The following is a 20663-nucleotide window of genomic DNA, read 5'->3' on the forward strand; positions in this document are numbered from 1 at the left end:
GTGGGCTTTCTGTAGGAGCCAGCATGCTGGCGAACCTGTAGCAACGACCTGGCTTCGTGAGCAGGTCGCTGCTACAGAGGGGTGCAACTCGTTAACTAATCAGGCCGAGGCGGCGTTATAGAACAGCTTGCTGTCCCGCTGCTCGACCAGTGCCTGCTCAATGGCGGCCTGGTGCACTTCGTCGTCGTGCTCCTCGCGCGCTTCGGGCTGGATGCCCAGGCGTTTGAACAGCAGCATATCCTTGTCAGCCTGCGGGTTCCCGGTGGTCAGCAGTTTCTCGCCGTAGAAGATCGAGTTGGCGCCGGCGAGGAAGGCCAACGCCTGCATCTGCTCGTTCATCTGCTCGCGCCCGGCGGATAGCCGCACGTGGGATTTCGGCATCATGATCCTCGCCACGGCGAGCATGCGGATGAAATCGAAGGGATCGACGTCCTGCTCGTCGGCCAGCGGCGTGCCTTTGACCTTGACCAGCATGTTAATCGGCACCGATTCCGGGTGCTCGGGCAGATTGGCCAGTTGGATCAGCAGCCCGGCGCGGTCGTCCAGCGATTCGCCCATCCCGAGGATGCCGCCGGAGCAGATCTTCATGCCGGACTCACGCACGTAGCTCAGCGTCTCGAGACGATCGGCGTAGGTGCGGGTGGTGATGATGTTGCCGTAGAACTCCGGCGAGGTGTCGAGGTTGTGGTTGTAGTAATCGAGGCCTGCAGCCGCCAGGGCCTTGGTCTGTTCCTGATCCAGCTTGCCAAGCGTCATGCAGGTTTCCAGGCCCAGCGCTTTCACGCCCTCGACCATTTTCAACACATAGGGCATGTCCTTGGCAGAGGGATGTTTCCAGGCCGCGCCCATGCAGAAGCGCGTCGAGCCGATAGCTTTGGCTTCGGCCGCGGCTGCCAGCACTTTTTGCACTTCCATCAACTTTTCTTTATCGAGACCGGTGTTGTAATGGCCCGACTGCGGGCAGTACTTGCAGTCTTCGGGGCAGGCGCCGGTCTTGATCGAGAGCAGCGTCGAAACCTGTACACGGTTGGCATCGAAGTGCTGGCGGTGGACGGCCTGAGCCTGAAAGATGAGGTCATTGAAGGGTTGCTCGAAGAGCGCCTTGACTTCGGCGAGACGCCAGTCGTGACGGGTAACGGAAGCGGCAGTGGCGCTCATGGGCATTCCTTGTAATTAATAGTGGCGCGGCGGCCAGACACGGATGCGAAATGTTAGCCAATGCCGACTTTCTGTCAACCAGGAAAGGAATCATGGTTTACGACTGGTTAAAAATTGAACATTACTGTGCGCTTTGTGATGAGCGCTGCGAAACTGAGCAGTCGTTGTGTGGGCCCTGCGAGGCCGAACTGCCTTGGCTCCGCGGACAATGTTCGATCTGCGCTCTGCCGCTTCCCACGACCGGCCTGGCATGCGGTCAGTGCCTGAAACGCCCACCGGCGTTCGAGCACGTCGCCGTGCCCTGGTGTTTCGCCTTTCCGGTGGACACCTTGATTACCCGCTTCAAGCATCGGTCGCACTGGCCGTTCGGTCGGTTGTTGGCCGAGCATCTAGCGCGCCATATCCGACATCAATTCGACGAGGGCCTGCAGCGCCCCGATATGCTGGTACCCGTACCGCTGGCTAACAAGCGACTGCGTCAACGTGGCTTCAACCAGGCGCATATGCTCGCCAACTGGTTAAGCCCGCCACTGAACATCCAGGTCCGGGCCGAGCTGTTGCAGCGCATACAAGACACCCAATCACAACAGGAGCTGGATGCCGCCGACCGCCACCGCAACCTTCGCCACGCCTTCGCAGTGACCGATGAATCGCAGGTTCACGGCCGTCACGTGGCACTCATAGACGATGTATTGACCACCGGCGCCACCGCTGAGGCACTGGCGCGGCTGCTGAAACGCGCGGGCGCCGTGCGGGTCGATATCTATTGCCTGGCGCGTACGCCAAAGCCGGGCGGCTAGGCGGCAGAGCCGCGGTTGTGTAAACCCGCCAGTGCAATACACTGGCCGACCCATTTACGGAGCCGACCATGAGCCACCCCTTCGACACACTCACGCCTGATCTTGTGCTCGATGCGGTGGAAAGCGCCGGCTTCATTAGCGATGCTCGCGTATTGGCGTTGAACAGCTACGAAAACCGGGTCTACCAGGTCGGCATCGAGGACGAGACGCCGATCGTGGCGAAGTTCTATCGGCCCGGTCGCTGGAGCAACGAAGCGATCCTCGAGGAGCATCAGTTCACTCAGGAGCTGGCTGATCGCGAGATCCCGGTCGTTGCGCCATTCGAACGTGACGGCCAGACGCTGTTCGAACACAGCGGTTTCCGCTTCGCGCTCTTCCCCCGACGTGGCGGCCGCGCACCGGAGCCAGGCAATCTCGACCAGCTCTATCGGCTCGGTCAGCTGTTGGGCCGCATGCACGCGGTGAGCGCCAGCCGGCCGTTCGAGCATCGCGAAACACTCAATGCGCAGCACTTTGGCCATGAATCGCTGGCGACTTTGCTGGACGGCAATTTCATCCCCAAGAGCCTGTTACCGGCGTACGAATCAGTCGCGCGCGATCTGTTGAAACGCGTGGACGATGTGTTCGCCAGCACGGACTTCCAGCCGATCCGCCTGCATGGCGACTGCCATCCCGGCAACATTCTGGCTCGTGACGATGCGTTCCACCTGGTCGATCTGGACGATTGCCGGATGGGGCCGTCCGTGCAGGACATCTGGATGATGCTCGCTGGCGAACGCCACGAGCGGCTCGGACAGCTGTCCGAGCTGGTGGATGGATACAACGAGTTTCACGACTTTGTCCCACGCGAACTGCCGCTCATCGAAGCCCTGCGCGCCCTGCGCCTGATGCATTACAGCGCCTGGCTGGCGCGCCGCTGGGACGACCCGGCTTTCCCCATGAGCTTCCCGTGGTTTGGCACTGAACGCTATTGGGGCGATCAGGTACTGATCCTGCGCGAACAGATGTCGGCGCTACAGGAAGAACCGCTGAAGCTTTTTTAGCTGGGGGGTAGGACGCGAGCGAGGTGGATAAGTTGGAGAGTCTTGCGGAGCTCGCGTCGGCCCTGCTCGGTGGGCTGAAGCTTCGTAGGGTGGATCACGCTCCACCGATCCACCAAGCGGCGTCACCGTGGATGTAAGAGCGACATCCACTCTACGACCTGCGCATCCAGCTAACCGCGTGCGCGCTTCTGGTGGGCTTAAGCCCACACTACGGGTCTGAGCGGGCGGCTTACGTAGGGTGGGTCGCGCTTCCCCGATCCCCCCAAGCGGCGTCACGGTGGATGTAAGAGCGACATCCACTCTACGACCTGCGCATCCAGCTAACCGCGTGCGCGCTTCTGGTGGGCTGAAGCCCACACTACGGGTCTGAGCGGGCGGCTTACGTAGGGTGGATCACGCTCCACCGATCCACCGAGCGGCATCACGGTGGATGTAAGAGCGACATCCACCCTACAACTGGCGCATCCAGCTAAGCGCGTGCGTGCTTCTGGTGGGCTGAAGCCCACCCTACGGGTCTGAGCGGGCGGCTTACGTAGGGTGGGTCGCGCTTCACCGACCCACCGGGCGGTGGTCTCGGTGGACGTGCGAACCGACATTCCCCTACGCGGCTGCTACGGAGGACTGAAGTGCACCCTGCGAATCGTAGGGTGGGCTTCAGCCCACCACGTGCACACAGCATCTCTTCGCGGTCAGGCCTCCTCGATCAGCCAGTCCAGCCGCCAGCCCCCGTCGCTTTGACCCAACAGCTTGGCCAACCAGGGCAGCAGCTCGCGCAGTTCTTGCTCAAGCCCCCACGGCGGATTGCTGATGGCGAGACCGGAGCCGTTCAGCCGCAGCGCATCATCGGTAGGGTGAACGAACAGCTCGGCTCGCAGCAGCTTTGGCGCACCGCTGCGCGACAGGTCCTGGTAGAAGCGTTTGAGCTGCCGCTCATCCTTGATCGGATACCAGATCACGCCGATGGTCTGGCGCATACGCCCCAGCGCCTCACTCAGCGCCTGGACACACCGGCTCAGCTCGTCAGCCTTTTCGAACGGCGGGTCGACCAGCAGCACCACGCGTTTTTCATGAGTAGGCATCAAGGCACGCGGCACGTGCCAGCCCTCGCCCAGGTGCACCGCGACACGGCGGTCACCGGACATGTTGTCTTTAAGCAGGCGGCCGTCTTCAGGGTGCTTCTCATTGAGCTGCAAGCGATCCTGCGGGCGAGTCAGCTGCCGCGCCAGCTCCGGAGAGCCGGGGTAATAACGCAGTGCACCGTCGGGGTTGAGTGCGCGGATCACGTTCAGGTAGTTCTCGGCCATTGCCGGGATGTCGTCGGCCGGCCACAGGCGCGCAATGCCTTGCAACCATTCGCCGGTACGGCTGGCCTGATCGCCCGCCAGGTCATACAGACCCACGCCCGCGTGACTGTCGAGGTACGCAAACGGCGCCTCTTTGCGCGCAAGCATGGCGAACAGCCGGGACAAGACGAGGTGTTTGAAAACGTCGGCGTGATTGCCGGCGTGAAAAGCGTGGCGGTAGTTCATCGGGCACTCCTGAGGAGCGCACAGTCTAACCGTGCTGAGTCGCGATTCGCAGGGGCTGGACGAAACGCATGGGCGGCCAAGGATGCATAACTTCGCTAAACGGCTGCTACAGTGACCGACCCGCCCCCAGCCACTCAGGACGCTCTGATGGACATTCGAGACCTCTTCCCAATCACCCTACCCGTTATCCAGGCGCCGATGGCCGGCTCGCAAAATCATCAACTGGCCGCGGCGGTTTCCGAGGCCGGCGGGCTGGGCTCGATCCCGGCCGGCATGCTCAACGCCGAGACGCTCGACGCCGAGTTGACGGCCATGGCCGCGCTGACAGGCAAGCCCTACAACCTCAACTTCTTCTGCCACCAGACCCCGGCTGAAAACACCGTACGTACTGAAGCCTGGCTGGCGCTGCTAGCCCCGTATCTCCAAGAGCGGGGAATCGACGCCGCGAGCATCCCCACCGGCGCAACCCGCAAGCCTTTCGATACGGCGATGGCCGAGGTGCTGGAGCGGCACCGCCCGGCGATCGTCAGCTTTCATTTTGGCTTGCCCGAGCCACAGCTGCTGCAACGCGTCAAAGCGACGGGAGCCAAGACCATGTCCAGTGCCACGACCCTTGAAGAAGGACGTTGGCTGCAGGCGCAGGGTGTCGATGCAGTGATCGCGCAAGGCCTCGAAGCGGGCGGCCACCGGGGCATGTTTCTCAGCGCTGACATCGACACTCAGATTGGCACTTTCGCCTTGCTGCCCCAGCTGGTTGCCACGCTGGACATTCCGGTGATTGCTGCCGGTGGCATCGCCGACGCAGCGGGCGTCGCCGCTGCAAAAGCCCTCGGCGCGGCCGGCGTGCAGGTTGGCACTGCTTACCTGCTATGTGATGAGAGCCGCGCCAGCCCGTTGCACCGCCAAGCGCTGCAGAGTCCGGCCGCAGCGCATACGGTGCTGACGACGCTGTTCTCCGGCCGGCCGGCGCGGGGCATCGTCAATCGCCTCATTCGTGAACTGGGTGCGAGGCCCGCCGACGTGCCATCTTTCCCGCTTGCGGGCAACGCCATTGCGAGCTTGCGTGCGGTAACCGAGCCTCAAGGCATCGATCATTTCTCACCGCTCTGGGCTGGACAGAACGCCAGCGGTTGCCAACCCATTCCTGCGGCTCGACTGACGAAAGCACTGGGGGCCGGCTGGAACGGTTGAGCGACAAAGCGGGCAGCGCCAGGCGTCGGAGCTGGGTCCATTGTCGCGGCGTAGCGCGTAAACTGGCCCGACCCGCCATACGAACGGATTGGATATGACCGTGCTCACCAATACCTTAGTTTTTCTCGCCACCCTGGCCGGCATGGAGCTGTTCGCCTGGTGGGCGCACAAGCATGTAATGCACGGCTGGGGCTGGGGCTGGCACAAGTCCCACCATGAGCCACGCACGGGCTGGTTCGAGAAAAATGATCTGTATGCGATTGTCTTTGCCGGGGTGGCGATTCTGCTGATCGCGCTGGGTACGGCCGGTTACGGCCCGCTGGAGTGGATCGGCGCTGGCATGACGGCGTATGGCGCCCTGTATTTCATCGCCCATGACGGGCTGGTTCATCATCGCTGGCCGCTGCGCTACGTGCCGCGCAACGGTTACCTCAAGCGCCTCTACCAGGCGCACCGCCTGCACCATGCGGTCGAAGGCAAGGAGCGTTGCGTGTCATTCGGTTTCCTCTATGCCCCGCCCCTGCCGGTGCTCAAGCAGCAATTGCGCGAGCTACACGACGGGCCGCTGCGCAAAAACCCGGGCACATCTAACCCGGACGCTGCCAAAGCGAATCAGGACGCGGCCTGATCTGCATCCACCGAGACGCGAGCGCCAACACCCCGCCACCCAGCAGAAACTGTAGTTTTTGCCCCTTGCTGGTCGAGACGCGCGTATCCCAAGCGCTCGCGCCGCGCGCTTTCACTTCGACGCCAATCTGCCGGTAGACGCCATGGGCAGTGGCAATGGACCAAGCTGAGCGCAGCGGCAAGTCACGCAGCCCCTGAGAGGCCGACTGGTAATACGGCTCGGCCAGATTCACCAAACGCGTCGCCAGGGTCGCCAATGCAGCACGATGCTGTGGCAGCGCGACCTCGCGTTCTGGAATACCCACCTCGGCCAGCCAGTCAGCCGGCAGGTAGATGCGCCCGATCTGGGCATCCTCGACGATATCGCGCGCGATATTGGTCAGTTGAAACGCCAGCCCCAGATCACAGGCGCGATCCAGCGTCGGTTCCGCTTCCGCGCCCATCACTCGCGCCATCATCAGGCCCACCACGCCGGCGACGCGATAGCAGTAGAGCAGCGTGTCGTCGAGGGTCTGGTAGCGGTAGTCCTGCACATCCATGCGAAAACCGGCGAGATGCTCCAGCGGGTATCGCTTGGGGATCTGATGACGCTGAACCACCTGCTGAAACGCAGCGAAGGCCGGATCGCTCATCGGCTCGCCGGCATAGGCGCGCTCAGTGAGATCAACCAGCTCGGCCAGTCGCGCCTCGCCGGTGGAGCGATCACCCTCGACCTGACCATGACCCAGGGTCTGCCCGTCGATGACGTCGTCGCAGTGACGGCACCAGGCATAGAGCATCACCGCGCTCTGGCGGGTGCGCTCGTCGAACAGCTTCGCCGCCGCCGCGAAACTCTTGGAGCCGACGTTGATTGCCTGAGTCGAGTGATCAATTACCCGGTCGTTCATCCGGTCTGCTCCTTCAACATGAAGTCCTCCAGCATCAATCCGGCTGTGGCCTTGGCCGAACCGACGACACCTGGCACGCCTGCGCCAGGATGGGTGCCGGCGCCGACGATATAGAGGTTGGGAATAACGTCATCACGGTTGTGCGGGCGGAACCAGGCGCTCTGGGTAAGAATCGGCTCCAGCGAAAACGCCGACCCCAGATGCGCATTGAGCTCGTCGCGGAAATCGTGCGGCGTGAAGATCCGATGGGTGACCAGATCGCCGCGCAGCCCCGGGATGTAGTGCCGCTCGAGGTACTCGAAAATGCGGTCGCGGTATTTCGGCCCCTCCACCGCCCAGTCGATATCCGCCGTGCCCAGATGCGGCACCGGCGCCAGCACGTAGTGGCTGGCACAACCTTCCGGCGCCAGCGAGGGATCGGTGACGCAGGGCGCGTGCAGATAAAGAGAGAAATCGTCAGCCAGGGTTTCGCGCTTGAAGATCTCGTCGATCAGTTCGCGGTAGCGCGGACCGAAGCACACCGTGTGGTGTTGCAGATGCTCATGACGGCGCTTGAGGCCGAAGTGAATGACGAACAAGGACATGGAGAAGCGCATGCCGGAGAGCCGTTTAGCTTCATCGCGGCCGCGCGCCTCATGCCCGAGCAACTGCTTGTAGGTGTTGACGACATCGGCGTTGGAGGCGACCGCATCGGTATCGAAGCGACGACCATCACCCGTGATCACGGCCTTCGCTCGGCCATCCGCCAGCTCGATCCGCGCCACCTCGGCATTGAGCTCCAGCTTGCCGCCGAGATCCTGGAACAGCCTGACCATTCCCTGCACCAGCGCACCGGTGCCGCCGCGCGGAAACCAGACACCGCCCTGGCGCTCCAACGCGTGGATCAGCGCATAGATCGATGAGGTATCGAACGGGTTGCCGCCGACAAGCAGCGAATGGAAGGACAACGCCTGGCGCAGCCGGTCGTTCTCCACAAACTTGGCCACCATGCTGTACACGTTGCGCCAGGCTTGCAGCTTGGCCAGCTGCGGGGCGACGCCGATCATGCTGCGAAATGATAGGAAGGGCACCGTGCCGAGCTGGACGTAGCCCTCTTCGTAGACCGCGCGGGAGTAGGCGAGAAATCGCTGATAACCGGCGACATCCGCTGGGTTCAGGGCATGGATCTGCCGGTCCAGCTCGACCTGATCGTTGACGTAATCGAAGCTGTAACCGTCTTCCCAGCACAGCCGATAGAAGGGGCTGACCGGCAACAATTCAACGTAGTCGGCCATGCGCTTGCCGGCGCCGCTGAAGAGTTCTTCAAGCGCCGGCGGATCGGTGATGACCGTCGGGCCGGCATCAAAGGTAAAGCCCTGGTCGTGATAGACATAGGCGCGCCCCCCCGGCTTGTCGCGCTTTTCCAACAGCGTGGTCTGCACACCGCTGCGCTGCAGGCGAATCGCCAGCGCCAACCCGCCGAAACCGGCGCCAATCACCACGGCCCGCTTGGGCGTCCCGCCTGTTGCCTCGTTCATCGTTTGTCCTTGTGGTGCAGGTTGCCGGCGGCGAGCGCACGCAGCGCTTCGCCGACCGGCACGGGAGGTTTGCCCGAGACGATGCGTAAGCGGTCCCAGGTCGTCAGGTCTGCCGCGTAAAAGCGCTGGATCAGCGGTTCGCGCAGGCGGTAGAAGCGCTGCATCACGGCCCAGCGGCGATCGGCCGGGCCAGCCATGAACAGCATGCGATTGAGCAAACGAAAGAAACCGCGCTGGCGCCATTGCGCCAGGGAATACTCGCGGATCGCTTCAAATAGGCTGGTCACGTCCCAACGATCCCGCGCGATCAGATGATCGGCCAGGCGCACCGCGTCAGGCAGCGAGTAGCCGGTGGTGGGATGAAACAAGGCGGCGGACAGACCCGTCTGCGGTACGCCGCGTGCTTCATCCCAGAATGCTGGCAGGTCACCGGAGAGCACGATGGGCAGCACGCCTTGCTCTTCACGCAGCACCTCGACGATGACCCAGCCACGGCCGCTGGCGTAGCTGACGATGTTGTCACGCAGCGTATCGAGGGCCACGGCATCGCCATCAGCGTAATAGGTGTCTTCGATCAGCAGCGTGTCGGCGCTGAGCGGCAGCACGTAGACGAAACGATAGCCGTCGTGTTGAGCGACGCTGGCGTCCATGATGATCGGCTGGGTCAGGCCATGGGGACGCTGCAGCCGCACTTCCTGGCCGAGGAATTTCTGAAAGCCCAGCGCCAGCTGCTCGGTCTGCCGCACTCCGCGCCCATCGATCACCGCGCCGGCCTGCAGGACTTCACCCGAGGCCAACCGCACGCGTTGGGGCTCCACATTTACAACGGCCGCACGTACACGCACGCCATCGCCCAGTTCAGCCATCAGGTACTGATGAAACCGTTCTGAAAAAATACTCGCGTAGCCGCTATCCAGCCGCCGATCGAGGCCCGGGAAGATCACGTCGTACCCTGGCCAGCGCATCCCCACCAAAGGCTCCAGCCAGCGATGCTGGGTCGGCGTCAGGTCGTGCTGGTGAAAGGACCAGGTATGGTTGCCGCCCAGGGTGTCGCCTTGCTCGATGATCAGCAAACGCAGGTCGGGACGCTGATGCCGCAGCCGCAGGGCCAGCAGTCCGTTGGCCAGACCGCCGCCGACGAAGATCAGGTCGGCATCAGCCATGCTTCACCCCTTGCGTAACGGGCGAACCAACCCCGAGTGCCTGCTCGATCAACTGCGCCGCACGTGGCGCGCCGCCTGCAGTGCGGACTTCTTCGCCCAGACCTCGCGCACGCCGTGCGAAGTCCGGTTCCCCCAACAATCGCCGCAATGCCTGCACGATGCGTCCACGGCTGGCCAAACGCGGGTCGAGCTTAAGCCCAACGCCCGCATGCACCACACGGGCTGCCACACCGGGCTGATCGAACGCGATTGGCAGTGCCAGGCTCGGCACGCCGGCCTCCAGCGCATCGAGCACGGTGTTCAGCCCGGCATGGGTGATCATCGCATCGGCGCGGGCCAGCACCGCGCGTTGCGGGGCAAAATCGGTCACCCAGTTCGCACCGGCGTTGAGAAGTCTGCTTTCCTGACGCGGACCGAGGCGCCCACAGTGCGCAATCAGTAGTTGCAGGTCGAGCTCCCGACAGGCCTCTGCGATCCGCTTGAACAGGCCAAAACGATCGCCTTGCAAGGTGCCCAGCGAGGCAAATACGAACGGGCGGCTGTCCGTGATCGGCACATCGAATGACGTGTCGGCTGACGCTGTGCGTAATGGACCTACCACCTTGAAATGCGCAGGCAGCGCGGAACGCGGGAAGTCCAGGCCGTGGATGGTCTGGCTTAACTGCAACAGCGGCGACAGGCATTCATCGAGGCGCTGCCGAGGCGGCAGACCGAACGCTGCAGCGTAACGGGCGATCACGTCAGCGTGCGCTCGCATCATTCGGTCGTAGACGCGGCTGCTGTGCAGATTCAGCTGCTCGCCCCACGGCGTGACCAGATAGCGCCAGGGCATGACGGGCAGCGGTATCCACGGTTCTCGATTGACGGGCAAGGCGCAGGCGACTGACACAAAGGGCACGCCTAGATAATCCGCCACCAGACCACCGGCAGGCTCCATCTGGTCGGCAATAACCACCTCGGCCCCAATCGCGCGGACCACGCCAGGCGCTTCCCGGCAAAACATTTCGGTCGACGCCGCCATGTCCGCAATGACCCGCCGTATACCCCAAGGACCGCCGGGCCGTGCCGCGCGATTGATCACCGCCGCGAGTGAGCCTGTCGGATTCGAGGCTGCGCCGACCTGTGCGAAGCCCAGCTGTGGGAGCTGGACCGCCGCGGCGACATCGGCCTGCTGCACAAGCGTGACCTGATGCCCACGGGCCAACAGCTCAGCGGCGATGGCCTCCATCGCGCGCAGATGGCTGTGAAACGGCAATGCGATTACCGCAAAGTGGGTCATCGAACGGTACCTGGGCGGAGTCGGGCAACCTGTGAGTTGATATCAGACACTGGACGGATCGAAAGGCGGCAACAGAGGCGCTTTTGCCAGTGCTGCCAAATTCGCCGAGCCGGTGCAGAAGCAGGCAATGCGTAGCTGTTCGATTTGGGTTTGGAAGTGCTCCACCACGGCTTGTGTTCCGATCAGTGCGGCATTCAAGACCCCGGCCGCCTGACCAACCAGATCGGCGCCGAGGCGAATTGCCTTGGCCACGTCGATGCCGTCGCGTACCCCGCCGGAAGCGATTAAATGGGCGTCCGGACAGGCGCGTCTTACCGACGCGATCGCCTGTGCGCTGGGAATGCCCCATCCGGTAAATGCCTGAGCGATGGCCCGCTGCTGCGGGTCCAGCGTGCGCTCCGCTTCGACCGCTGCCCAGCTGGTACCGCCCGCGCCGGCGACATCGATGACCGACACCCCGGCCTCAAGCAGCCGCCGTGCCACGCTTGGAGAAATGCCCGCCCCGACCTCCTTCGCCACCAGCGGCACGGGCAGACGCAAGGCCAACGCTTCGATCGCTCGAAGCACGCCACGCCAGTCGCCGTCGCCGCCCACCTGCACGGCTTCCTGCAACGGGTTGAGGTGAATGATCAGCGCATCGGCCTCAATCATGTCCACCGCGCGCTGCGCCTCTTCCAACCCATAGCCGACGACCAGCTGCGCGGCACCGAAATTGGCCAGCAATGGAACGGATGGCGCCAGTTGTCTCAGTTGTCGCGTCAGCCCCTGATCTGCGCCGGTTTCAAGCGCGATTCGTTGCGAGCCCACTGCCAGAGCGATACCCAGCACCTCGGCCGCCTCGGCCAAGTGCCGGTTGATCTGGGTCGCACGAGCCGCACCGCCGGTCATTGAACTGATCAGCAAGGGAGCCGACAGCGCCCTTCCAAACAACGTCGCTCGAATATCAACGTCGTCCAGACGCAACTCCGGCACCGCACAGTGCTCGAACGTCAGGCAAGCATAGCCAGGATCTACCGAAGTGACGGCGCGACGGGGGTCGAGAACGATATCCAGATGATCATTCTTTCGCTCCTCAATCAGTTCTCTGCTCATACGGCGCCTCGTTCGATGACCTTAGGTTGACGGATGTGGCCATTAAAAGTGCCAAGACTTATACACGCTGTACAGGTATTGTGGCGATATCTACCAAAAACCGATACAGGAGGTCATCATGGCCATCGCTGTGCCGAACACGCAACACGACTTCGAACAGAGCATCCGTACGCTGCGTGCTCAGGTCGACGAAAGGCTTGACCATTGGTTGACGACGGCGCCTGCAGAGGACGTGATCGGCACCGCGATGCGCGACGGAACCCTCGCACCAGGCAAGCGCATCCGGCCACTACTCCTGCTGTTTACGCTCAGAGATCTGCAAGGCGGGTCTGTTTCCGACACGGGGCTTGATCTTGCCTGTGCCCTGGAAATGGTGCACGCCGCGTCACTGTTCCTGGATGACTTACCGTGCATGGATAACGCCGAGCTGCGTCGCGGGCGGCCGACCATTCATCGACAATTCGGCGAAGACGTCGCCGTACTTGGTTCGGTCGCGTTGCTCAGCCAAGCGTTCAGCATAGCCGCCTCTTCGCCGGATGTTCCTGCGCCTGTGCGAAGTCAGCTGGTGCGTATCCTTGCGCAGGCCACGGGTGCGCAGGGATTGGTCCGCGGCCAGTTTCATGATCTGCGCGAAGGGCAGCGCGCGCGCCCGCTGGATGCGATCGCGCGCACCAACCGCCTGAAGACCTGCCCACTGTTTACCGCCGCCGTGGAGTTCGCCGCCCTGATAACCGGCGCCAGTGTCAACTGCACGCGCCACCTCAACGGCTTCGCCACCGAACTGGGCCTCGCCTTTCAACTGCTGGACGATCTGGCTGACGGCCTCAGCCCACAGCAGATCGGCAAGGACACAGGCAAGGACGCCGGCAAGAGCACCGTCGTCTCGCTGCTCGGCCCCGAGGCGGCACGTCAGCACGTGGAAGAGCACCTCGCCCGTGCCGAACAGCACTTGATCAATGCCGGCGTTGGTGATGGCTGCCTCGCGCAGCTCCTCGAGCGCTTCTGCGGCACGCCTCGATGAAGTGGGCGCGGCCAAGGCTCAGAGCCGACCGCTGTGTCGTTCTATCACTCGAATGTATGGTGCTAGGCAGCCGTCTCGACGCCTCCTTAGACTCGGTCGCATAAAAATGGAGGAATTTTGATGTCCGAGACTCTGCTCTGCCCACGCAACCTGACCTTCGAACTCTATGAGGTGCTTGATGCGGATGCGCTGACCCAGCGCGAGCGTTTCGCCGACCACAGCCGCGAAACCTTCAACGCCGCGGTAGACACCGCTCGCAGCATCGCCGAAAACCTCTTCGCGCCGCACAATCGCAAGGCCGACGAAAACGAGCCGATCTACAAGGACGGCGAAGCCATCCTGATTCCCGAGGTGAAGCCAGCGGTCGATGCCTTCATCGAAGCGGGCTTTCATAACGCGTCGCGCAGCTTCGATGACGGCGGCATGCAACTGCCGAACCTGCTGGCCCGCGCTTGCTTTGCGCATTTCCAGGCGGCCAACATTGGCACCTCCTCTTACGCCATGCTGACCATGGGCGCCTCGCACCTGATCGAGACCTTTGGTAGCGAAGAGCAGAAGCAGCGTTTCTTGCAGCCCATGCTGGACGGCCGCTTTTTCGGCACCATGGCGCTGACCGAACCCCACGCCGGCTCGTCGCTGTCCGACCTGCGCACCCGGGCTGTACCGGCCGGTGATGGCAGCTACCGGTTGAAAGGCAACAAGATCTTCATTTCCGGCGGCGACCATTCGCTGTCGGAAAACATCGTGCACATGGTTCTGGCCAAGCTGCCAGACGCCCCGCCGGGCGTGAAAGGTATCAGCCTGTTCATCGTGCCCAAGTTCCTGGTTAACGATGACGGTTCACTGGGCGAACGCAACGACGTGATCCTGGCCGGGCTGTTCCACAAGATGGGCTGGCGCGGCACGACCTCGACCGCGCTGAACTTCGGTGATAACGCGGGGGGCGACAACGGCGGCTGCGTAGGCTATCTCGTCGGCGAGCCGCACAAGGGCCTGTCGTACATGTTCCAGATGATGAACGAGGCGCGTATCGGCGTCGGCATGGGCGCGATCATGCTTGGCTATGCGGGCTATCTGTACTCACTGAACTACGCGCGCGAACGCCCGCAAGGTCGCTTGCCAGATGGCAAAGACCCGGCCTCGACACCGGTGCCCATCATTCAGCACACCGACGTCAAGCGCATGCTGCTGACGCAAAAGGCCTACGTGGAAGGCGCGTTCGACCTGGGGCTGTATGCGGCGCGCCTGGTAGATGAGCAACATACCGCACCGGACGAGGAGGACCGCAAACAGGCCCTCGAACTGCTGGACCTGCTCACGCCCATCGTCAAATCCTGGCCGTCCGAGTTCTGCCTCAAGGCCAACGACCTGGCGATCCAGATTCTCGGCGGTCATGGCTACACCCGTGAATACCCGGTCGAGCAGTATTACCGGGACAACCGGCTGAACCCGATCCATGAAGGCACCCACGGCATTCAGTCGCTTGATCTGCTCGCACGCAAACTCACGCAGAACGGTGGCGCCGGGCTGCGTCAGTTGCTCGGCCTGATCCAGGGCACCTGCAAGCGCGCGGGCGAGTTCAGTTCCCTGGATGCGCTACGCCAACCGCTGGAGCAGCTGGTGGGCAATCTGACGGAAGTCACCCAAGCCCTATTCGGCGACCTCATGGCTGGAAAGATCAACCAGGCGCTAGCCAACTCGGCGTTGTATTTGAAGGTATTCGGTCATGCCGTGATCGGCTGGCGGTGGTTGGAACAGGCGATTCACGCCGAAACGGGGCTGGCAAAAGGCAACGCGGCGGACATCGACTTCTACCGCGGCAAGCTGCAGGCCGCACGCTACTTCCTGACCTGGGAAGTACCGAGCTGCCACCACGAACTCGCGATACTTGCCAACCGTGACGACACCTGCCTTGCCATGCAGGAGAATTGGTTCTAGCGCCACGCAGGGCAGCGCGCGCGGCCGGCATTGGCACCGGCCGCGCGGCGCGCCTCCTCCTTGCAGCATCTCCCGCCATAGTGCGCCGCGCTGGCATCCGCCTGCCGCCCGCAGCATGTCGTCAGTGCCGCCAGCTTTTTTTTGACAGCTCGCCAAATCAGCAGGTTAGAATCGCTGGCATGCACCCTGCATGACATCAGCGGCACTGACCTCGGAGAGCGCGTTTGGATATCGGCAACATCAACCAACTGTTCTTTATCGGCGCCTTGTTGGTTGCGGCCAGTATCCTGATGAGTTCCCTATCGACCCGTCTCGGCGTGCCGATTCTGGTGATCTTCCTCGCGGTGGGCATGCTCGCGGGGGTCGACGGTATTGGCGGCATCGTCTTCAACGATTATTCGCTGGCCTTCCTGATCAGCAACCTCGCCCTTGCCATCATTCTGCTCGACGGTGGTATGCGCACGCGTGCTGCGACCTTTCGCGTGGCGCTTTGGCCGGCCTTTTCACTGGCGACGGCTGGCGTGGTGGTCACCTCCGGCCTGACCGGCCTGGCAGCCGCCTGGTTGTTCGATCTGCCGCTGATGCAAGGTCTGCTTATCGGCGCCATCGTCGGCTCGACGGATGCCGCAGTGGTGTTCAACTTGCTCAATGGCCGTGGGCTCAACGAGCGTGTCGGTTCGACACTGGAAATCGAATCAGGCAGCAACGACCCGATGGCGATGTTCCTCACTGTCGCGCTGATCGACATGCTGGCCTCGGGTCAAACGGGCTTCGGCTGGAGCTTTTTCCTCAACCTGCTGCAGCAGTTCGGTATCGGCACGCTGCTCGGTCTGGCGGGCGGCTGGCTGTTGCTGCAGCTGATCAACCGCCTCTCGGTGGCGGACGGCCTTTATCCGCTACTGGCCGTCAGCGGGGGCATCCTCATCTACGCCTTGTCCGGTGCCATCGGCGGCAGTGGAATCCTCGCGGTTTACGTCTGCGGACTGTTGCTGGGTAACCGCCCGATCCGCAACCGCCATGGCATCCTGCACATGTTCGACGGCCTGGCCTGGCTCAGCCAGATCGGCATGTTCCTGGTTCTCGGACTGCTGCTTACGCCCAGTGATCTGCTGCCGATCGCGCTGCCGGCTTTGGCGCTATCGTTGTGGATGATTCTTTTTGCCCGTCCGCTGGCGGTGTTCATCGGCCTGGCGCCGTTTCGCAGCTTCCATCTGCGCGAGCGGTTGTTCATCTCCTGGATCGGCCTGCGCGGTGCCGTACCCGTGATCCTTGCCGTCTTCCCGCTCATGGCAGGCCTGGAAAATGCCCAACTGTTTTTCAACGTGGCCTTCTTCATCGTGCTGGTGTCGTTGCTGTTGCAGGGCACCACGCTGACCTGGGCGGCCAAGAAGGCGAAGGTCGAAGTGCCACCATCACCCTCACCTATTTCCCGCACCGGCTTACAAATCCACACTACCAGCCAGTGGGAGCTGTTCATCTATCGCTTGACCGCCAAGAAGTGGTGCGTGGGCGCCGCACTGCGCGAACTGAAAATGCCGACCGGCACCCGTATCGCTGCCCTGTTCCGTGGCAAGGCACTGCTGCACCCCTCCGGCAGTACGCGCCTGCAAGTCGACGACATTCTCTGTGTAATCGGTCACGAAGAGGACCTGCCAGCACTCGGCAAGCTGTTCAGCGAGGCCCCACAGCGCGGCCGCGACATGCGCTTCTTCGGGGACTTCATCCTGGAAAGCGAGGCCGAGATGAGCGCGCTGGCAGCGCTCTACGGCCTGAAACTAGGTGATGTCGACGGCAATCAGCAGATCGGCCAGTTCATTACCGAACGTGTCGGCGGCAAACCGGTAATCGGCGACCAGATCGAGTGGAGCGGCCTGACCTGGACCATCGCGACGATGGAGCAAGGCGAGGTCCGCAAGGTCGGCCTGAAGTTTCCTGAGGAGAGCAAACCCGGTCCGTCACTGCATTTTTGACCCACTGCACACGCCGCGACGGCGCTGCCTGAACGTTCCGATCTGCGGGCTCGCCTCGATCACCTACAGCCCTTAGACTCCGCACTCGTTTTGCATTCCGATCGTACTAATGGCCCTCTTGCGCACCCTGATACTGGCGACCTTGCTCGCCGTCGCTCCATCCTTCGTTCTGGCGCAGTCTGCGCCTTCGGTGCCTGGTCTGAACGGCAGTCAGGCTGCCGAAACAGAGACGCCGAAGGAGTCTCAGCCCACTCTAGACGAACGCACCCAACGCTTCGTGGAGCAGATGGAGACGGCGCAGCAACGTCTGGCGGCGCTCAAGACTGAGCTTGCAGGCGCGAGCAAAGAAATTACCGAAGCTCAGCGGGCGCTCAGCAAGCTCAAGGCGCGTGACGACACCGACGAGCTGACCGCGAAGCTGGCCAAGCTCAAAGTGCCGCAGCTTGAGCAACGTCTGGCCGAGCGCGTCGAGGAGTTGTCCGCGTGGCAAACGGCCCTCACTGCCGCCAACAGCATGATCATCAGCGCGCAGACACGGCCGGAACGTGCGCAGGCGGATATCAGTAAGTTTCAGTCACGCATCGACGAGATCAACAGCCTGCTGAAAGCCGGGCGCGAAGGCGGCAAGCCGATGAGCGACGAGCGCCGCGCGTTGCTCGGCGCCGAAAAAACCGCGCTCAACGCGCAGATCGAACTGCGCCGCAGCGAGCTGGCCGGCAACAGCCTTCTGCAAGACCTTGGCGGCGCCCGGCGGGATCTGCTATCCGAGCGAATCGCACGCGCCGAGCAGGAGACCATGGCGCTGCAAACGGCGATCAACAACAAGCGTCGTCAAGAGTCCGAGCAAACCGTCGCGGAGTTTTCGCTCAAAGCCGAGAAAGCCGAGAAAGCCGGATCGGACAAACTGCTGCCCGCCGAAAGCGCCGAGAACCGCAAGCTCTCAGGGTATTTGCTACGGGCTACGGAGCGCCTCAACGACCTGACCCAGCAGAATTTGCAGACACGTCAGCAGCTCGACACGCTGAACCAGGCCGATCAGGCGCTCGATGAGCAGATCGCGGTACTTGAAGGCAGTCTGCTGCTGTCGAAGGTGCTTTATCAGCAAAAGCAGGCGCTCCCGCAGCTGTCGCTGGACAAGGACCTGGCGGACGAGATCGCCGATATTCGCCTGTACCAGTTCGAGCTCAATCAACGCCGCGAGCTCAGCGGCAATATCGAAAACTATGTGGACGAGCAGCTTGCCAGCCAACCGCCAGGCGAGGTCACGCCGGAGTTGCGCAGCGCGCTGTTGGAGCTGGTGCGCACCCGCAGCGAGCTGCTCGACCGGCTCAACCATGAGCTCAACGCGCTGCTCAGCGAATCGATCACGCTTCAGCTGAACCAGCGCCAGCTACAAACCAAAGCAGCTGCTTTGCGTGAGACGCTGGATGAGCAGATGTTCTGGATTCCCAGTAACAGACCGCTGGATCTGGACTGGTTCAAGAACGTGCCAACGCTGCTCGACCGTCAGCTGCGAGCCATGCCGTGGGGCTCCGTGTTCGAAGCGCTCGGCGCCGGACTGCTGGAGCGCCCGTTGTTCTTCGTGCCATTGCTGATGGTGATCGGGTTGCTGCTCTGGCGGCGCAAGGCGATCAACGCCAAGCTCGACTCACTCAGCAGCGACATCGGCCATTTCCGTAACGACAGCCAGCTGCATACGCCGCTAGCACTGTTGCTCAACCTGCTGCTGGCGTTGCCCGGCGCGTTGTTTCTGGCACTGTGCGGCTACCTCCTGCAAATGGATGGGCGCGGCCAGAACATCAGCCTCGGCGCCGCGTTCTACCAAATGGCCCAGGCCTGGCTGGTGTTCTACAGCGCGTACCGAATGCTGTCGCCCAACCGGGTTGCCGAAACGCATTTCGGCTGGTTCAGGCCGCAAGTGTCCTTTTTGCGTAACGAGATCAGGCGGCTGGGAATAGTGGTCATGGCGCTGGTTGCCGTGGTCGCCATTGCTGAACAACAGCCAAGTAGTCTCGTCGATGACGTGATCGGTATCGTCGTGGTGCTGGTCTGCTTTGCGCTGATGAGCTGGCGTCTGATGCGCCTGTTGCTCAAGGGGCCGTCGAGCCAGAACGCGCCACCGGTGCGCCGGATGATCGGTCTGCTGTTCAGCTTGCTGCCGCTGGCGCTGATCGTGGTGGTGGGACTGGGCTACTACTACACCGCGCTGAAGCTAACCGGCCGACTGATCGATACGTTGTATCTACTCCTGGCCTGGGTGGTCATCGAAGCCGCCCTTATCCGCGGTCTGACCGTTGCGGCGCGGCGCCTGGCCTACAAGCGAGCCATCGCCAAGCGAGAAGCCGGCACGGACGACGGCACAACCGCGACCGATGGGGCGACCGAACCAGGGCTTGGAATCGAGCAGGTCAATGAACAGTCCCTGCGGCTGACCCGGCTCGCCATGTTCGGCCTGTTCTTCGTCGTGCTGTATTGGGTCTGGGCTGACCTCATCAGCGTGGTGTCGTACCTCGATAACGTCACGCTGTACGAGTTCACCAGCGGCAGCGGCGAAACCGCCAGCACTTCCGCCATTACCCTGAACAACCTGATCGGCGCCCTGGCGACTGTTGTCATCACGTTTGCGCTGGCGCGCAACCTGCCGGGGCTGCTCGAAGTGCTCGTGTTGTCCCGGATGCGCCTGGCACAGGGCAGCGCGTATGCGACCGGTACCTTGCTGTCCTACACGCTGGTCGGCATCGGCATTGTGACGACACTTTCGACGCTTGGCGTGAGCTGGGACAAGCTGCAGTGGTTGGTCGCTGCGCTATCGGTGGGTTTGGGCTTCGGCTTGCAGGAAATCTTCGCCAACTTCGTCTCGGGCCTGATCATCCTGTTCGAGAAACCGGTACGCATCGGCGATGTGGTCACCATTGGCAACCTGTCCGGAACCGTCAGCCGCATTCGTATCCGCGCAACGACCATTACCGACTTCGACAATAAGGAAATCATCGTCCCGAACAAGACCTTCGTGACCGACCAACTCGTCAACTGGTCGCTCAACGACACCATCACCCGGGTCACGATTCGCATCGGGGTTCAGTTCGGTTCCGAGCTTGAGGAGGTGCGTAACCTCCTGTTCCAGGCGGCCCGTGAAAACCCCCGCGTACTCAAGGACCCCGAACCACAGGTCTTCTTCCTCAACTTTGGCGAAAGCCGGCTGGAGCATGAGCTCCGCCTGCATGTGCGAGACCTGGGTGACCGTAACCCGGTCATCGACGAGATTAATCGGCGAATCGATCAGGAGTTCCGCGCTCGAGGGATTGTGATCGCATTCCGTCAGCTGGACGTGCACCTGAAGAACGCTCCGCCTGCGCTGGAAGCCCAGCGGGCCGACCGGGACGATCCTGCAGGATTCTCTGCCAGCGGTCAGTCCTGAGGAACGTCACTCTCGACACGGCCTCCAAAA

Annotated in this window: 15 protein-coding genes; 8 read left to right on the forward strand and 7 right to left on the reverse strand. The window is 62.6% G+C overall.

Going from position 1 to position 20663, the window contains the following annotated elements; translation table 11 throughout:
- Window positions 1-99: 99 nt before the first annotated feature.
- Window positions 100-1158 carry a biotin synthase BioB gene (bioB, locus tag K4O48_RS17795; protein WP_222909676.1) on the reverse strand — a complete coding sequence of 353 codons (1059 nt, stop codon included), beginning with the start codon at window positions 1156-1158 and terminating at the stop codon, window positions 100-102.
- A gap of 92 nt (window positions 1159-1250) precedes the next feature.
- Here bioB and K4O48_RS17800 point away from each other — a divergent pair, with 92 nt between their 5' ends.
- Together K4O48_RS17800 and K4O48_RS17805 are read left to right on the forward strand one after the other, a co-directional pair.
- Complete coding sequence (locus K4O48_RS17800; protein WP_222909677.1) at window positions 1251-1958, forward strand: ComF family protein; 708 nt, start codon at window positions 1251-1253, stop codon at window positions 1956-1958.
- Between the two features lie 68 nt (window positions 1959-2026).
- The gene (locus K4O48_RS17805; protein WP_222909678.1) at window positions 2027-3001 is read left to right on the forward strand and encodes a serine/threonine protein kinase; all 975 of its coding nucleotides are present in this window, start codon (window positions 2027-2029) and stop codon (window positions 2999-3001) included.
- A gap of 689 nt (window positions 3002-3690) precedes the next feature.
- Here the strand turns inward: K4O48_RS17805 and K4O48_RS17810 are convergent.
- Window positions 3691-4530: a 23S rRNA (adenine(2030)-N(6))-methyltransferase RlmJ gene (locus K4O48_RS17810; protein WP_222909679.1), complete on the reverse strand. Its 840-nt coding sequence runs from the start codon at window positions 4528-4530 to the stop codon at window positions 3691-3693.
- 147 nt (window positions 4531-4677) lie between these two features.
- Between K4O48_RS17810 and K4O48_RS17815 the strand changes: the two genes are divergently transcribed.
- Window positions 4678-5721, forward strand: coding sequence for an NAD(P)H-dependent flavin oxidoreductase (locus K4O48_RS17815; RefSeq protein ID WP_222909680.1), 1044 nt, complete (start codon window positions 4678-4680; stop codon window positions 5719-5721).
- Window positions 5722-5815: 94 nt separating this feature from the next.
- Window positions 5816-6349 (forward strand): sterol desaturase family protein, encoded by a 534-nt coding sequence (locus K4O48_RS17820; RefSeq protein WP_222909681.1) that lies wholly within the window; start codon window positions 5816-5818, stop codon window positions 6347-6349.
- Here K4O48_RS17820 and crtB read toward each other — a convergent pair.
- Genes crtB through fni form a run of 5 tightly spaced genes read right to left on the reverse strand, consistent with a single transcriptional unit; the run spans window position 6309 to window position 12286 of the window.
- Window positions 6309-7235 (reverse strand): 15-cis-phytoene synthase CrtB, encoded by a 927-nt coding sequence (crtB, locus tag K4O48_RS17825; protein WP_222909682.1) that lies wholly within the window; start codon window positions 7233-7235, stop codon window positions 6309-6311. The two genes, K4O48_RS17820 and crtB, sit on opposite strands and share 41 nt — an antisense overlap.
- Window positions 7232-8752, reverse strand: a complete 1521-nt coding sequence (locus K4O48_RS17830; protein WP_222909683.1) for a phytoene desaturase — start codon at window positions 8750-8752, stop codon at window positions 7232-7234. Before K4O48_RS17830 ends, crtB begins: the two co-directional genes overlap by 4 nt.
- The gene (gene crtY, locus K4O48_RS17835; RefSeq protein WP_222909684.1) at window positions 8749-9915 is read right to left on the reverse strand and encodes a lycopene beta-cyclase CrtY; all 1167 of its coding nucleotides are present in this window, start codon (window positions 9913-9915) and stop codon (window positions 8749-8751) included. Before crtY ends, K4O48_RS17830 begins: the two co-directional genes overlap by 4 nt.
- Window positions 9908-11194, reverse strand: a complete 1287-nt coding sequence (locus K4O48_RS17840; protein ID WP_222909685.1) for a glycosyltransferase — start codon at window positions 11192-11194, stop codon at window positions 9908-9910. Before K4O48_RS17840 ends, crtY begins: the two co-directional genes overlap by 8 nt.
- Window positions 11195-11236: 42 nt before the next feature.
- Window positions 11237-12286, reverse strand: coding sequence for a type 2 isopentenyl-diphosphate Delta-isomerase (fni, locus tag K4O48_RS17845; RefSeq protein ID WP_222909686.1), 1050 nt, complete (start codon window positions 12284-12286; stop codon window positions 11237-11239).
- A 118-nt stretch (window positions 12287-12404) separates the two neighbouring features.
- Here fni and K4O48_RS17850 point away from each other — a divergent pair, with 118 nt between their 5' ends.
- The 4 genes from K4O48_RS17850 (at window position 12405) to mscK (ending at window position 20633) form a co-directional block, all read left to right on the forward strand.
- On the forward strand, window positions 12405-13307 hold the full coding sequence (locus tag K4O48_RS17850) for a polyprenyl synthetase family protein (protein ID WP_222909687.1): 903 nt from the start codon (window positions 12405-12407) through the stop codon (window positions 13305-13307).
- 120 nt (window positions 13308-13427) lie between these two features.
- The gene (locus K4O48_RS17855; protein WP_222909688.1) at window positions 13428-15245 is read left to right on the forward strand and encodes an acyl-CoA dehydrogenase; all 1818 of its coding nucleotides are present in this window, start codon (window positions 13428-13430) and stop codon (window positions 15243-15245) included.
- 224 nt (window positions 15246-15469) lie between these two features.
- Window positions 15470-17215, forward strand: coding sequence for a potassium/proton antiporter (locus K4O48_RS17860; protein WP_222909689.1), 1746 nt, complete (start codon window positions 15470-15472; stop codon window positions 17213-17215).
- A 109-nt stretch (window positions 17216-17324) separates the two neighbouring features.
- Entirely contained in the window at window positions 17325-20633 is a 3309-nt protein-coding gene (gene mscK, locus K4O48_RS17865) for a mechanosensitive channel MscK (protein ID WP_222909690.1), read from the forward strand.
- Window positions 20634-20663: the final 30 nt, after the last annotated feature.

This window comes from Pseudomonas sp. DNDY-54, assembly GCF_019880365.1.
Taxonomy (GTDB): domain Bacteria; phylum Pseudomonadota; class Gammaproteobacteria; order Pseudomonadales; family Pseudomonadaceae; genus Stutzerimonas; species Stutzerimonas stutzeri_P.